At 73.6% G+C, this 13,757-nt stretch carries 14 protein-coding genes; 2 read left to right on the top strand and 12 right to left on the bottom strand.

What is annotated here, in order from left to right; all coding sequences use genetic code 11:
• Positions 1-95: 95 nt before the first annotated feature.
• From tilS to dacB, 3 genes are all read right to left on the bottom strand, one after another.
• The gene (gene tilS, locus IF129_RS11440) at positions 96-1,196 is read right to left on the bottom strand and encodes a tRNA lysidine(34) synthetase TilS (RefSeq protein WP_191209447.1); all 1,101 of its coding nucleotides are present in this window, start codon (positions 1,194-1,196) and stop codon (positions 96-98) included.
• A gap of 188 nt (positions 1,197-1,384) precedes the next feature.
• The gene (locus tag IF129_RS11435) at positions 1,385-2,515 is read right to left on the bottom strand and encodes a zinc-dependent metalloprotease (RefSeq protein ID WP_191209547.1); all 1,131 of its coding nucleotides are present in this window, start codon (positions 2,513-2,515) and stop codon (positions 1,385-1,387) included.
• Positions 2,516-2,665: 150 nt separating this feature from the next.
• Positions 2,666-4,192, bottom strand: coding sequence for a D-alanyl-D-alanine carboxypeptidase/D-alanyl-D-alanine endopeptidase (gene dacB, locus IF129_RS11430; RefSeq protein WP_318153674.1), 1,527 nt, complete (start codon positions 4,190-4,192; stop codon positions 2,666-2,668).
• Between the two features lie 86 nt (positions 4,193-4,278).
• Here dacB and IF129_RS11425 point away from each other — a divergent pair, with 86 nt between their 5' ends.
• Positions 4,279-4,773 carry an inorganic diphosphatase gene (locus IF129_RS11425; RefSeq protein WP_191209446.1) on the top strand — a complete coding sequence of 165 codons (495 nt, stop codon included), beginning with the start codon at positions 4,279-4,281 and terminating at the stop codon, positions 4,771-4,773.
• 84 nt (positions 4,774-4,857) lie between these two features.
• Here the strand turns inward: IF129_RS11425 and IF129_RS11420 are convergent, their stop codons facing one another.
• The 5 genes from IF129_RS11420 to IF129_RS11400 form a co-directional block, all read right to left on the bottom strand.
• Entirely contained in the window at positions 4,858-6,603 is a 1,746-nt protein-coding gene (locus IF129_RS11420; protein ID WP_191209545.1) for a threonine/serine exporter family protein, read from the bottom strand.
• A 47-nt stretch (positions 6,604-6,650) separates the two neighbouring features.
• A complete protein-coding gene (locus IF129_RS11415) occupies positions 6,651-7,436 on the bottom strand; it encodes a MerR family transcriptional regulator (RefSeq protein ID WP_191209445.1) in 786 nt (261 codons plus the stop codon).
• Between the two features lie 114 nt (positions 7,437-7,550).
• A complete protein-coding gene (locus IF129_RS11410) occupies positions 7,551-8,093 on the bottom strand; it encodes a DinB family protein (RefSeq protein WP_191209444.1) in 543 nt (180 codons plus the stop codon).
• Positions 8,094-8,193: 100 nt separating this feature from the next.
• On the bottom strand, positions 8,194-9,651 hold the full coding sequence (locus tag IF129_RS11405; protein WP_191209443.1) for an aldehyde dehydrogenase family protein: 1,458 nt from the start codon (positions 9,649-9,651) through the stop codon (positions 8,194-8,196).
• 74 nt (positions 9,652-9,725) lie between these two features.
• Complete coding sequence (locus tag IF129_RS11400) at positions 9,726-10,571, bottom strand: helix-turn-helix domain-containing protein (RefSeq protein ID WP_191209544.1); 846 nt, start codon at positions 10,569-10,571, stop codon at positions 9,726-9,728.
• 288 nt (positions 10,572-10,859) lie between these two features.
• Between IF129_RS11400 and IF129_RS11395 the strand changes: the two genes are divergently transcribed.
• Entirely contained in the window at positions 10,860-11,369 is a 510-nt protein-coding gene (locus IF129_RS11395; protein WP_191209442.1) for an ATP-binding protein, read from the top strand.
• 150 nt (positions 11,370-11,519) lie between these two features.
• Here IF129_RS11395 and IF129_RS11390 read toward each other — a convergent pair whose 3' ends face one another.
• The 4 genes from IF129_RS11390 to IF129_RS11375 all read right to left on the bottom strand — a co-directional run bounded on the left by IF129_RS11390 (position 11,520) and on the right by IF129_RS11375 (position 13,725).
• Entirely contained in the window at positions 11,520-11,759 is a 240-nt protein-coding gene (locus IF129_RS11390) for a DUF397 domain-containing protein (RefSeq protein ID WP_191209441.1), read from the bottom strand.
• Positions 11,760-11,993: 234 nt separating this feature from the next.
• Entirely contained in the window at positions 11,994-12,230 is a 237-nt protein-coding gene (gene rpsR, locus IF129_RS11385; protein WP_191209440.1) for a 30S ribosomal protein S18, read from the bottom strand.
• A gap of 59 nt (positions 12,231-12,289) precedes the next feature.
• A complete protein-coding gene (locus IF129_RS11380; protein WP_191209439.1) occupies positions 12,290-13,471 on the bottom strand; it encodes a CobW family GTP-binding protein in 1,182 nt (393 codons plus the stop codon).
• The gene (locus IF129_RS11375) at positions 13,471-13,725 is read right to left on the bottom strand and encodes a type B 50S ribosomal protein L31 (protein ID WP_191209438.1); all 255 of its coding nucleotides are present in this window, start codon (positions 13,723-13,725) and stop codon (positions 13,471-13,473) included. Before IF129_RS11375 ends, IF129_RS11380 begins: the two co-directional genes overlap by 1 nt.
• Between the last annotated feature and the right edge of the window lie 32 nt (positions 13,726-13,757).

Below are 13,757 nucleotides of genomic sequence, written 5' to 3'. Positions count from 1 at the left end.
CTTGTCGTCCACCCTGCTGCTCTCGCCTCGTGGTTCGCCGGACGCCCGGTCGCCCCGGGGGCGCCTCCCGGCGCCGGCCGGGAAGACCGCGCGGCTCAGCTCTCGCTCTGCCGGATGACCAGTGTGCCACCCTGCCGCAGCGCCTCCACGCGGCCGGGCAGGTTGATGGCGCGCTGGCCGCGCCAGCCGGTGACGAGCCGGTCCGTCTCCTCCACGTGCCGCGCGAAGAGGGAACCCGAGGGGGCACCGGCCTCCACGGCGGCCCGGCGCAGCACCCGGCGGCGGACGGCGGGCGGCAGCGCGCCCAGCGGTGCGACGTCCAGCACGACGGCGTGCGCCGCGCGCGTCGCGCCCCCGCGTTCGGGGCCTCCGGAGGGGACGACGCGGACGGTCCGCTCGGCCTGCGCGGCCCAGGCGTCCAGGGCGTCCGCGTCGTCGCGGGAGAGCTGGGCGGTACGCGCCAGCGCCTCGATGACGCCCTTGCCGAGGGCCTTCTCCAGGGTGGGCATCGCCTCGTGGCGCACGCGCGAACGGGTGAACGCCGGGTCGGCGTTGTGCGGGTCGTCCCAGACGGGAAGCGACTGGACCATGCACGCGCGGCGTGTCGTCTGCCGGTCGACGGCGAGGAAGGGGCGGCGGTAGCGGCGCTCGGCCCCGGGCCCGCCCGCCGGTGAACCGGAGACGGCGGCCATCCCGGCCAGCGAACGGGTGCCGGAGCCGCGGGCGAGGCCGAGCAGCACCGTCTCCGCCTGGTCGTCCCGGGTGTGCCCGAGGAGGACGCAGACGGCGCCGGAGCGGAGGGCGGCCGCGTCCAGCGCCGCGTAGCGGGCCTGCCGGGCGGCGGCCTCGGGCCCGGCCCCGCGCCCCACCGTGACGGCGACCGCCTCGACGGGCGCCAGACCGAGGGCGGTGAGGCGTTCGGCCACCTCCTCGGCCCGGACGTCCGAGCCGTCCTGCAGCCCGTGGTCGACGGTCACGCCGCCGGCCCGCAGGCCGATCCGGGGCGCCTCGAAGGCGAGGGCGGAGGCGAGCGCCATGGAGTCCGCACCGCCGGAGCAGGCCACCAGCACGAGGGGGGCCGGCGGGGGCGGGGAGCCGGCGGGGGCGGCCGTTCCGTCCGCCGCGTCGGCCAGCACGTCCTGAAGGGTGCGGCGAACCGCCAGGCGTATCGCGGCGACCGCGGGATGAGGACCCATGTCCGTTCACTTCCTCAAGGCTCTGGGAGCTGCGGAACAGCGAGACGCTGCCGTCAGCGGGGACGCCGCCCACCGACCCGGTCACTGATCACGCTGGGTGTGTCGATGGTGACAGAGGTGGACGGCGGCTCCGAGCATCGCACGCGGCCACACCCGCCGACGGTCCCTCGGACGGGTGATTTCCCGGCTCAGGAGTCCGCAGGCCGGTGCACCCGGGCCACCCAGGCGGCCGGTTCGGCGATCTCCGCGCGCGTCGGGAGCGTGTTGGGGGACGTCCACACCCGGTTGAGGCCGTCCATGCCGACCCGGTCCACGACCGCCCGCACGAAGCGGGCGCCGTCCCGGTACTGGCGCAGCTTGGCGTCCAGGCCGAGCAGCTTCCGCAGCACCAGGTCGAGGCGGCTCGCGCCCGTCTGACGACGCTTCTGGAACTTCTCGCGGATCTCGCCCACCGCCGGCACGACCGACGGCCCGACGCCGTCCATGACGTAGTCGGCGTGCCCCTCCAGCAGCGACATGACCGCGGTGAGCCGGTCCAGGACCTCGCGCTGGGCGGGCGTCTGCACGAGATCGACGATGCCGCGCCCGTCGTCGCCGTCGCGGAGCCCGCCCTCGCCGCCCGCGCCCGCACCGTCGCCGCGTCCGCCCGCGAAGGTCTGGCCCACCTCGCGCAGCCGCTCCAGCAGCGTCGACGGGTCGATGTCGGCCTCGGACAGGAAGGCGTGGATCTCTCCCTCCAGGTGCTCCCGCAGCCAGGGCACCGCCGTGAACTGCGTGCGATGGGTCTCCTCGTGCAGGCTCACCCACAGCCGGAAGTCGTGCGGCGGGACGTCCAGCTCCCGCTCGATGTGGACGATGTTCGGGGCCACGAGCAGCAGCCGCCCGCCGCCGCCGGGCGCCGAGGGCAGTTCGGCCGAGGGCGGCGCGAACGTCTCGTACTGGCCGAGCACCTTGGAGGCCATGAAGGAGAGCAGCATCCCGATCTCGACGCCGGCGAGCTTGCTCCCGACCGTGCCGAGGACCATGCCGCCGGGGGCCTTGCTGCGGCGCTCGTGCATCTTCTCCAGCAGCGGGACGAGCAGCTGGCGGAACCCGGCGACGTTGGCCCGGATCCAGCCGGGCCGGTCGACGACGAGGACGGGGGTGTCGGCCGCCGGGCCCTGCGGGGTCAGGCCGGTGAAGGAGCGCACGTGCTCCTCCGACGCCCTGGCGTGCCGACGGAGCTCCGCGACGACGGCCCGCGCCTCGTCCCGGCCCACCTCCGGACCCGGCCGCACGAGGCGGGTCGCGGTCGCGGCCGCGAGGTTCCAGTCGACCATGCGGTCGGGGCTGTCGGGGCTGCTCAGCGGGTTCACGGGCTCTCCACCGTCCGGGGGCCGGGACTCGTCATGCCTTCACCGTACGGCGTCCGCGGTGCCCGGCACAGTCCGATCAACGGCGGCACCCCTTCCGGGGACGCCGGCGGGCGGTCAGCGGCAGCCGCAGGCGGCGACGGTGGCCGCGAGGCGGTCCAGCGCGGCGTGCGCGGCGGCACGCTCCTGGGAGCCGGTGGCGAGGAAGGCGAAGGACAGCAGCCGCCCGTCGGCGTCCACGACGGTGCCCGCGAGCGCGTTCACGCCCGTGAGGGTGCCCGTCTTGGCCCGGATCAGCCCGGCTGCGTCCCGGGTGGTCTCCCCGGTGTACCGGCCGCCGAGGGTGCCGGTGAACCCGGCGACGGGCAGGCCGGTGAGGACCGGGCGCAGCTCGGGGTGGTCCGGGTCGGCGGCGGTGGCCAGCAGCGAGGCCAGGAACGTGGCCGTGACCCGGCTGTCCCGGCTGAGCCCGCTGCCGTCCGCGAACCGGGCGTCGTCGACCGGCAGGTCCAGGCCGGCGAGGACGTCGGCGGTGGCCGCCCGGGCGCCGTCGAAGTCGGCGGTCTCGCCGACGGCGGTGGCGGTGTGCCGGGCGAGGGCCTCGGCGAGGTCGTTGTCGCTGCGCGTGAGCAGGCGCTCCACCAGGGCGGACAGCGGCGCCGAGCGGGAGACGGCCAGCTCCCGGGCGTCCCGGGGCGCCCTCGCCTTCGCCGTCGTGCGCGTGGTGACGTCCCGCTCGGCGAGCAGGGCGGCGAAGCGGTCGGCGGCGGCCTCGGCCGGGTCGGCGGCGCGCGGCGCCGGGCCGCTGGACGAGTCGTCGGTGCGGGCGGCGTTGAGCATCAGCGGGCTCAGCGGCGCGATGTTGGTGTTGACGCCGATGGGGTGCCGGGCGGGGCCCGTCCAGCGGGAGACGTCGTAGGCGACGGCACGCGGCTTCAGGCCGGCCTCCCGGACGGCCTCGGCCGTGGCGTCGGCCAGGGCGGCCAGGCGCTTCTCGTCCAGCGTCGGGTCGCCGCCGCCGACGAGGACGACGCGGCGCTCCTCCTCGTCCCAGACGGTGCGGGTCGCCAGCCGGTGGTCGGGGCCGAGCGCGGTGAGGGCGGCGGTCGCGGTGGCCAGCTTGATGGTGGACGCCGGGACGACGGGCCGGTCGCCACCGGACCGGAACAGCACCCGGCCGGTCGCCACGTCCACGACGGAGGCGGTCACCGTCTTCCCCAGGGCCTCGTCGTCGAGGCCGTCCTCCAGCGCCCTCGCCAGCCCCGCGCGGGTGGGCGGGGCGCCGTCCGGCCCCACCGGGCCGAGGACGGGCGCGGCGCTCGGGGCCGGTTCGGGGGCGTTCGCACCGGCCCGGCCGGGCGGGCGGGCGTCGTCGGTGTGGCGCACGCCACTGTCCGGCTCCTGAGTGACCGCGCGGGAGCGTTCGGCCGTACGCTGACCCGAGTCCCACGGTCCCGCGGCGGCCACCGCGCCCAGGGACACCGCGAGGCCGACGGCGGCCGAACCCGCCGTCAGCCCGAGGGTCCGCCGCTCGGGCGGCACCGTCCGCCAGCGCCGTCGGACGCGCCGGGCCCATGCCGTCCCGGCCCGCCGGACCGTGCCGCGGAACGTGCCGTTCGATCCGTCACCGGCCGTACCGCGCACCTCGGACCAGCCCCTTTCGCGAGCACACACCTGCGTGGGGGACACTTAATCACCAGAGAATGTGTTGATCACGGAGGAGCCTCCCAGTGGAGTTCGACGTCACCATCGAGATCCCGAAGGGTTCGCGGAACAAGTACGAGGTGGATCACGAGACCGGGCGCATCCGCCTGGACCGTCACCTGTTCACCTCGACCGTCTACCCGGCCGACTACGGGTTCGTCGACGGCACCCTGGGCGAGGACGGCGACCCGCTCGACGCGCTCGTGCTGCTGGACGAGCCGACGTTCCCGGGCTGCATCATCAAGTGCCGTGCCATCGGCATGTTCCGGATGACGGACGAGGCGGGCGGCGACGACAAGCTGCTCTGCGTGCCCGCGTCCGACCCGCGCATGGAGCACCTGCGCGACATCCACCACGTGTCGGAGTTCGACCGGCTGGAGATCCAGCACTTCTTCGAGGTCTACAAGGACCTGGAGCCCGGCAAGTCCGTGGAGGGCGCCAACTGGGTCGGTCGGACCGACGCGGAGGCCGAGGTCGAGGCGTCGGTGAAGCGGCTGGAGGCCGCCGGCGGCGCGCACTGACGCCCGCGGTCCGGCCGTCCGCGCGGCCGGACCTCGACACGTCGACGGGCGCGTCCCCTGCGCGGGGGCGCGCCCGTCGTCGCGTCAGAAGCCGCGGGTGCGCTTGGCGGCCCGGCGGCCGGGGAGCGGCGTCTCGACGCCGGGTGAGGTGATGAACAGCCGGGCCAGCTCGCCGCCGAGGTTCACCCCGATGGCGATGGCCAGGGCCAGTGCCGCCGCTGTGGAGAGGTACTGGACGCCGCCGTTGACGTTGCCCTGGGCGATGTTGAGCAGCCCGTAGTACGTGGCGCTACCGGGCAGCAGCGGGCCGATCGCGGCCGTGACGTACGGCAGGGCCGACTCCCACTGGTAGCGGGACATCAGCTGGCCGAAGAGCCCGACGAGCCCGGCCGCCGTGACGGTGGCGAAGACGGGGTCGAAGTCCGCCGTGTGCGCGAGCACGCCGTAGACGAGCCAGGCGACGCCGCCGTTGAGGGTGGCCCACACGACCGTGTCCCGCTGCTGCTGGAGCATCACGCAGAACGCCAGGGCCAGCAGGGTGGCCGCCATCAGCTGGACGCCGGGCCGCTCGACGCGGACCGAGTCCACCGGCGGGAAGTCGCCGCCGAACTGGTCGCCCACGTAGAGGATCATCAGGACACCGCAGACGATGCCGACGATGAGGTACACCACTTCGAGCAGGCGGGCCGACGCGGTGATGTAGAAGCCGGTCAGCCCGTCGTGGACGGCGGCGACGAGGGCCCGCCCGGGGATGAGCGCGAACAGTCCACCGGTGACGACGGCCGCCGCCCGCGCCCCCTCCAGCCAGGCGTGGGGGACGAGCATGACCATGACGCCCATCGCGGCGGGCGGCATGGCCGCCGCCGCGAACTGGTAGAACTCCGGCAGCCCCCGGCTGGAGCAGATCCAGGCCAGCCGGTCGCCGAGCATCGCCCCGATCGCCGCGAGCACGAACACCGTCGGGCCGCCGCCGACGAGCGTGGAGGCCGCACCGGCCAGCACGCCGCTGGCGAGGGTGAGGGCGTTCTTGGAGTAGGGGTGCCGGTTGCGGCGCATGTCGGCCAGGCGCCGGTACGCCTCCTCCAGCGAGATCTCCTCCTCGGAGGAGGTGATGTCCGAGACCAGCCGGTAGACGGCGGCCAGCCGGGTGTAGTCGGTGCCGCGACGCCGCACGGTACGGCTCAGCGTCACCGGGTCGTCCACCAGCGACGGCTGGTGGGTGATGGAGATGAGGGTGAAGGTGACGGTCGGTTCGCAGCGGTCGAGGCCGTAGGCGTGGGCGATGCCGAACATGGCGGCCTCCACGTCCTCGGCGCCCTCGCCCCCGGCGAGCAGCAGCTCGCCGATGCGGAGCGTGAGGTCGAGCACGCGGGGCACGGAGACGGCCGGTTCGTCCTCGCTCCTCGGCCGCCGCTCGGGTGGCGCGGGGCGCTCGCCGAGCGGCAGCCGGACCATGGTGCGCATCCGGTCCTGCCAGGGCGCGTTCTGCTTCACGAGCGCGCCGAGGACCGGGACGCCGGTGGCCGGGGTGAAGTGGCCGTACTCGGCGGGGCGGGCCTCCCCCGGCTCCCGGAAGGCGCTGCCCGGCTGTTCCTGGGCCAGCGGGCGGAAGCCCTCGGGCAGGGCGAACTCCGAGGTGGGGTGCTCGCTCTCGGGGGGCGAGGGGGGCAGGGGGACGCCCAGCGGCGGGGTGAACGCGCTGTGCGCCTCGTCCGACTGCGGCTTGCCGTCCCCGGGCTCCTCGCCGTCGCCGGGGTGCTGCTGCCTCCTGTGGTCCGCGGCCACGTCCCTCCGTCTCCCTCCTCTCTTCGGATCGTCCTTCAGCAGCATAGGCATGCGGCGTGCGGAACCGCCGGGCCGGTGGGACGGTGTGGCGGTCAGGGCGCGGGCGCACCGGGCGGGGTGTGGCCGTGGCGGGCGGCGTTCGCCACGACGGCGTCCCGTACGTAGGCGGCCATCCCCGGGCGGATCGCCTCGTAGTAGGCGGTGAATCGCGGGTCGGCGACGTACATCTCACCCAGCCCGGTGTGGATCTCGTAGGTGCAGTCGTAGCTCGTGCGGCACAGGAAGCGCCGGTGCTCCTCCGCGAGGTCCAGCACTTCCGGCGCGTCCGGCGGCGTTCCGGCGTCGAGGTGGGCGGCGATCCTTCCGTGGATGGCGTCGAACTCGGCCATGAAGGTCTTCCAGTCGTCCTTCGTGGCGGACGCGGCGCGCCGCTGCGCCTGCGCCCAGGCGTCGGTGCCGCCCCAGCGCCGCTCGGCCTCCTCGGCGTACTGGTCGGGGTCGAAGTCGCCGAAGACCTCGAACTTCTCCTCGGGGGTGAGGTTGATGCCCATCGTGCGTGCCTCCATGGCGTGCTGGACGGCGTCGGCCATCCGCCGCAGCCTCTCGATGCGCCCGGTCAGCAGCGCGTGCTGCCGCCTCAGGTGCGCGCTCGGATCGGCGAGCGGGTCGTCGAGCAGCACGGCCACCTCCTCCAGCGGGAAGCCGAGCTCCCGGTAGAAGAGGATCTGCTGCAGCCGGTCGAGGTCGGCGTCGCTGTACCTGCGGTGCCCGGCGCGGGTGCGCGCGCCGGGTACCAGCAGGCCGATCTCGTCGTAGTGGTGCAGCGTGCGTACGGTGACGCCGGCGAATCCGGCGACCTGCCCGACGGTGTGGCTCACGGCCGTCTCCTGGTGTGGTTGACGCCTCCACCGTGCCGCCTCACGTCGCGTGAGGTGCAAGCCGGGGCGCGTCCGGATCACCCGGAGGCCGCCTCCGCACGCCCGGCACCGGTCTCATGCCTCATGGGCCTCGGCGACCAGTTCGAAGGCGCCCTTGCCGTCGATCGTCTCCCGCACGACGTCGGCGTGGCCCGCGTGCCGGGCGACCTCCTCGATGAGGTGGAGCAGCGCCCAGCGCCACGAGCGGGGGCCGCCCGCGTCCCACGGCGCCTCGGGGAGCAGGAAGGTCTCGTCCATCGACGCCACCGCGCGCACCGCCCGCTCGGTGGCCGAGGCGACCCCGTCGTACAGGGCCAGGACCCCGGCGACGGTGTCGCCCTCCTCACGCAGGAAGCTGTTCGACCACTCCGCCATGACGGCCGGGTCGGTGTAGTCGACGGGGCGGCCCGTCATCGTGCGCAGCCAGCCGCGCTCACACAGCGCGACGTGCTTGATGAGCCCGGCCACCGAGCAGGCGCTCGCCGAGGGGGCGGACCACGCCTGCTCCTCGGTGAGGCCGAGCGCGGCCCGGCGGATGCCGCCGCGCTGGGCGTCCAGGTAGGCCAGCAGGGCGCCGCGTTCGTCGCCGTGGGTCTCGGGAGCAACGGGGGTGGGCATGGCGCGTCACCTTTCGCAGGAGGCCGGGGGCCGCCCCGTGCGGGCGGCCCCTCCGACCAGAAGAACGCTACGGACCCCTGCGGTCAGAACCTGTCCTCGTTCAGAAGGGGAAGGTGCTGCGGCCGTGCTGGACGCCGACCCACTTCTCCGTGGTGAACGCGTGGACGAAGTGGTCGCCGTTGAGCCGTCCGAGTCCGGAGCTCTTCTCGCCGCCGAACGGCACCACGGGCTCGTCGGCGACCGTCCCGTCGTTGACGTGGACCATCCCGGTGCGGATGCGCCGGGCGACGGCCACGCCCCGCTCGACGTCGGCCGTGTGCACCGCGCCGCTCAGCCCGTAGCGGCTGTCGTTGGCGACGCGGACGGCCTCGTCCTCACCGTCCACCGGGATGATCACGGCCACCGGGCCGAACATCTCCTCGGTGAGCACCGGCGAGTCCGCCGGCACGTCGGTGAGGACGGTGGGGTGGACGAGGTTCCCCTCCACCCGGCCGCGCACGAGCGCGGTGGCGCCCGCCCCGACGGCCTGCTCGACGAGGGTGTTGAGCCGGTCCGCCTGCGAGGAGTTGATGAGCGGGCCGATGACGGTGCGCGGGTCGCTCGGGTCCCCGCAGGCGAGGGTGCGCACCTTGGCGGTGAACTTCTCGGTGAACTCGGCCGCCACGGACCGGTCGACGATGATCCGGTTGGCGGCCATGCAGACCTGGCCCTGGTGGACGTAGCGGCTGAAGACGGCGGCGTCCACGGCGTAGTCGAGGTCGGCGTCGTCCAGCACGAGGAAGGCGCTGTTGCCGCCCAGTTCCAGGACGACGTGCTTGAGGTGGGAGGCGGCGACGGTCGCCACGTGGCGGCCCACCCGGTCGGACCCGGTGAAGGAGATGACCTTCGGGACCGGGTGCTCCAGGAGGGCGTCGTCGATCTCGGCGAGGTCGGTGACGACGACGTTCAGCACACCGGCCGGGAGACCGGCGTCCTCGAAGATCCTGGCGAGCAGCGTGCCACCGACGACGGGCGCGTCCTCGTGCGGCTTGAGGACGACCCCGTTGCCCAGGGCCAGGGCCGGGGCGACGGACTTCATGGCCAGGAAGAGCGGGAAGTTGAAGGGGGCGATGACTCCGACGACGCCGACGGGCTCCCGGTAGAGGCGGTTCTCCTTGCCGTCGACGGGCGAGGGGAGGATACGGCCGTCCGCGCGCAGGGCGATGGCCATCGCCTCGCGCAGGGCCTCCTTGGTGAGGTGGAGCTCGAACGCCGCCTTGAGCCGGGTGCCGCCCAGCTCGGCGATGATCGCCTCGGTGATCTCCTCCTCGCGCTCCTCGATGAGGCGGATGGCCCGCTCGAGGACGAGGCGCCTGGTGTAGGGGCTGATGCCGGCCCAGGTCACCTGGTGGCGTTCGGCGGCGCGGTACGCCTGGTCGATCTCCGCGGCCGTGGCCACGGTGATGGAACACAGCTTCTCGCCGTTGTAGGGGTTGAGGTCGATGACGTCCCAGGAGCCACTCCCGGACCGCCATTCACCGTCGATGTACTGCTGCGCCAGGTCCGTGAAGTAGGGCATGTCGTTCCTTCGTGGGGTTCCTTCATGCGTAAGGAGTGAGAACGCCTCTGATGCCACGTCATCGTACGTGCAGCTCAGGGGAGTTGACGGACCTTGTGCAGATGTTCCCGGCTCTCGCGCGGGGAGAGGCTGCCGTCCTCGATGAGCCGGTCGAGGACCGCGCCGTAGGCGGCCACCTCCTCCGGCTTGTCCAGATAGAGCGAGCCCGTGAGCTGCTCCAGGTAGACGAGGTCGGGGATCTCCGGCTCCGGAAAGCGCAGCACGGTGAAGGCGCCGGACTCGGCGGGGTGGCCGCCCAGGTCGAAGGTGACCACCTGGAGTTGGATGTTGGGCCGTTCGGACAGGTCGATGAGGTGCTGGATCTGCTTGTCCATGACGGCCGAACCGCCGAAGGGCCGGCGCAGAACGGCCTCGTCGAGGACGCAGCGCAGGACGGTCGAGTTCTCTTGGAAGAGGATCTTCTGCCGCTCCATGCGCAGGGCGACGCGCCGCTCGATCTCGGCCTTCGACAGCCGCTTCGCCTTGTGGCCGCTGGACACGACGGCGTGGGCGTACTCCTCCGTCTGGAGCAGGCCGTGCACGAACTGGACCTCGTAGGTGTCGATCTGGGAGGTGGCGCCCTCCAGCCCGACGTACGTCTGGAACCAGGACGGCAGGACGTCGTTGTAGCTGTGCCACCAGCCCGCGACGCTCGAGTCCTTCGCCAGGTTGAGCAGCGGTTCCCGTTCGGCGTCGTCCGTGACGCCGTAGAGCGTCAGCAGATCCGCGACGTCCCGTGCCTTGAAGCTCACCCGACCCAACTCCATCCGGCTGATCTTGGACTCGGAAGCGCGGATGGAGTACCCGGCGTCCTCCCTGGTGACGCCACGGCTCTCCCGCAGGCGCCGCAGCTGTGAGCCGAGCAGTATCCGGCGGACCATCGAGCCGTTGGACCCGCCTGCCCCATTTGATCCGCTTGCCACCGGAACACTCCTTATCTGATCAGACAAGCACCCCCGCCAGGGGATCAGTCTGCCATCTTCGGGCTTCATTGCGTGCCCAAGTGGTTACACAGAATCGAAAGTTCTTCGTGCACGTGCATCTGCCCTTGCATCCGCCGCAAGCATTCGGAACCATGGACAGTGCCCAAGTGCACTAAGTGCCAACAGATTTGGGTTCCCGCGTCATTCGGGGACGCAACAGCCGTCACAGTCAGGGGGACCTCGTTCATGGGGACTGAAGGAACGACGGTGCTGGATCCGTTATGGCGTGGCCTCCCCCCGCAGGACGCCGGATCCCTGTCCGGATCGGCCTCCTGCGCCCTTCCCCCGCACTTCGAAGCCGTACGCGCCGCACGCGAGTTCACCCGCGTCACGCTGTGCGGGTGGGGGCTGGAGGGGGAGTGCGACAACGTCACCCTGGCCGTCTCGGAACTCGTGACGAACGCCCTGCGGCACGGCCTGCCGTGTGCGGCGGCCACCCCGGCGGACCCGCCGGTGCGGCTGCACCTCATGCGGTGGGCGTCCCGACTGGTGTGCGCCGTGCGCGATCCGAGTCGGGAGGCGCCCGTCTCCGGCAACCCGGACGCCGTGGGCTTCTCGGAGGGAACCGCCGAGTCGGGCCGCGGCCTCTTCCTGGTCGAGGCCTTCAGCGACAGCTGGGGCTGGCAGCCCCTGCACGGGACGCTGCCGGGCAAGGTCGTCTGGGCCCTGTTCCGGGTGGCCTCCCCCGCGACGTAGCGGGGAGCCTTCGGGGCTGTCGTCGCGCCCCGGAGGCCGGAGCGACAGCGGCGGCATGCGGGAGGGGCCGGACGGCGGACGTCCGGCCCCTCCCGCATGCCGGGACCCGCCGTCGACCGGGGTCGGCCGGTCGGTCGGACGGCCGACCGGTCAGTCGCGTATGAGGTGGTCGAACTCGCCGTCCTTGATGCCGAGCAGCATCGCCTCCACCTCGGCGGGCGTGTAGACGAGCGCCGGTCCTTCGGGGAAGCGGGAGTTGCGCACCGCGACGTCACCGCTGGGCAGCTTGGCGAACTCCACGCACGTGCCCTGCGAGTTGCTGTGCCGGCTCTTCTGCCAGGTGACCCCGGAGAGGTCCACTGCGGCCATGCCGTTGTACGCCTGCTGCATAGGACTCTCCCGGGTAGGTCAATGCCGGTTGTGGGGTCAACTATGCGGGATCATAACGTCGTTCAATTGCATATGCATGTGCCGATGCACGTGCACGACAGCGGGTTGCGGCACGGCTACCGCCTGAGACCTGCGCAGGGCGTGCAGGCCTCAGGCGGTGGCCGTGGGCCTACGCACCGGTAGACGCAGTGAGCGCGCCCCGGGTTCCCCCGATGGCGGTCCGCAAACCGGCGCTCACCGCGAGCCGTACGGCAGCAGGGCCATCTCCCGGGCGTTCTTGATCGCACGGGTCAACTGCCGTTGCTGCCGGGCGGTGACCCGCGTCACCCGGCGGCTGCGGATCTTCCCGCGGTCGGAGAGGAACCTCCGCAGCAGGTCGGTGTCCTTGTAGTCGATGTACGTGACGCCCGCCGCGTCCAGCGGGTTCGGACGCGGCCGGGCGGGCTTGCGGGGTTCGTGGCGACGGGGCACGGGTGACGGTCCTTCGGTTCGGTTCGGTTTCGGGGTGGCGCGGGGCGGTGCGGGGCGGGTCAGGAGACGGGGTCGAGGAGGGCGTCGAACGCGCGGGGCAGCGTGCGCCAGGCGACGGGCCCGGCCGCGTACTCGGCGTCCGTCAGCAGGCAGGAGTCCAGGACGGCGGTGAGGTTCTCGCGGTCGAGGTCCGGGGAGGTGAACACCAGGTGCTGACCCCGGTCACCGTGGACGGGGTGCCAGTCCAGGGCGGCTGCCGCGCGGCGGGTGGCGGGCACGAGCTCCCAGGCGGCGTCCGGGAGGGACGCCAGCCACGGCCCCGCGCCCTCCACGCACAGGGCTCCCCCGGCGGCGTCCCAACTCAGCAGGGTGTCGGGGCGGTCGGCCAGCCAGAACCGGCCGCGACTGCGGGCCGCCGCACAGCACAGGTCCTCCAGCGCCGCGTACAGCCGCCCGGGGTGGAACGGCCGGGCGCGGCGCCAGACGAGCGTGCCGACGCCTCCGTCCCCGTCCGCACCACCGGTGCGCTCCGGGCCCTGCGTGTCGTGCGGCAGCAGGGCGGAGGCCGGGTGCTGGCGCGCCGCCGCGGCCTCGACGTCGAAGGGGCGCCGGCCGCCGGTGACGGCGGCGGGGAACGCCGCGTCCTCGACGCGCACCCGTCGGGCGCCCGGGGTGAGCTGGTCCAGCAGCGCGTGGTCCTCCGCGTCGCCCGGTTCCGGCCCGTCGGCCAGGACGAGGAGCTCCGGGTACTCCAGCTGCCGGGCGAAGGTGTCCGCGACCGTGCGGCGGTCGCTCGCGGCGGCGGCGAGCCCGACCTCGGCGAGGTCGTCCCCGTTGCCGAGGCAGGGCAGCGTCAGCGCCGGGTCGACGGCGGTGACGACGCCGGTCAGCCGGACGTCCGCGCAACCGCAGCCCGCGACGACCTCCGCCATGGAGCGCGGCTCCACGGAGTCCCACAGCTCGACGACGGCCAGCCGGTGCGCCCCGGCGCGGGCGATGCGCTCCAGCTCGGGGACGAGGTCCTCGCGCAGGGCGCAGCAGGCGCAGTCGCCGACGAGCGGGGTGTGCCCGGCGTCCAGCACGCCGCCGTGCTCGCGGACGGTGCGGCGCACCGTTCCCGCGGGGGCGTCGGTGAGGTCGTGGTGGAGGGCGACGCTGCCGGGCACGGTGGCGAGCACCCGGTCGACGGCGGCCCGGCGGGCGTCGGCGTGCAGCCCGGCCACGATGACGACGGGCAGCATCAGCGGGCCTCGCGTCGGGCGTAGCGGCGCTCGAAGCGCTCAACGCGGCCGGCGGTGTCCAGGACGCGGGCGGTGCCGGTGTAGAAGGGGTGGCTCGCGGAGGAGACCTCCACGTCCACCACCGGGTAGGTGGCGCCGTCCTCCCAGGTGACGGTGCGGTCGCTGGTGGCGGTGGACCGGGTGAGGAAGGCGAATCCGGCGGCCCGGTCGCGGAAGACGACGGGCCGGTACGGCGGGTGGATACCGGGCTTCACGGGGTGCTCCCTTCGGGAGGGCGGGTGGGACC

Origin of the sequence: Streptomyces chumphonensis (assembly GCF_014779715.1) — a bacterium.
GTDB classification, from domain to species: domain Bacteria; phylum Actinomycetota; class Actinomycetes; order Streptomycetales; family Streptomycetaceae; genus Streptomyces; species Streptomyces chumphonensis.
Note: the sequence above shows the minus strand (reverse complement) of the source record. Positions and strands in the feature narration are given on the sequence as shown.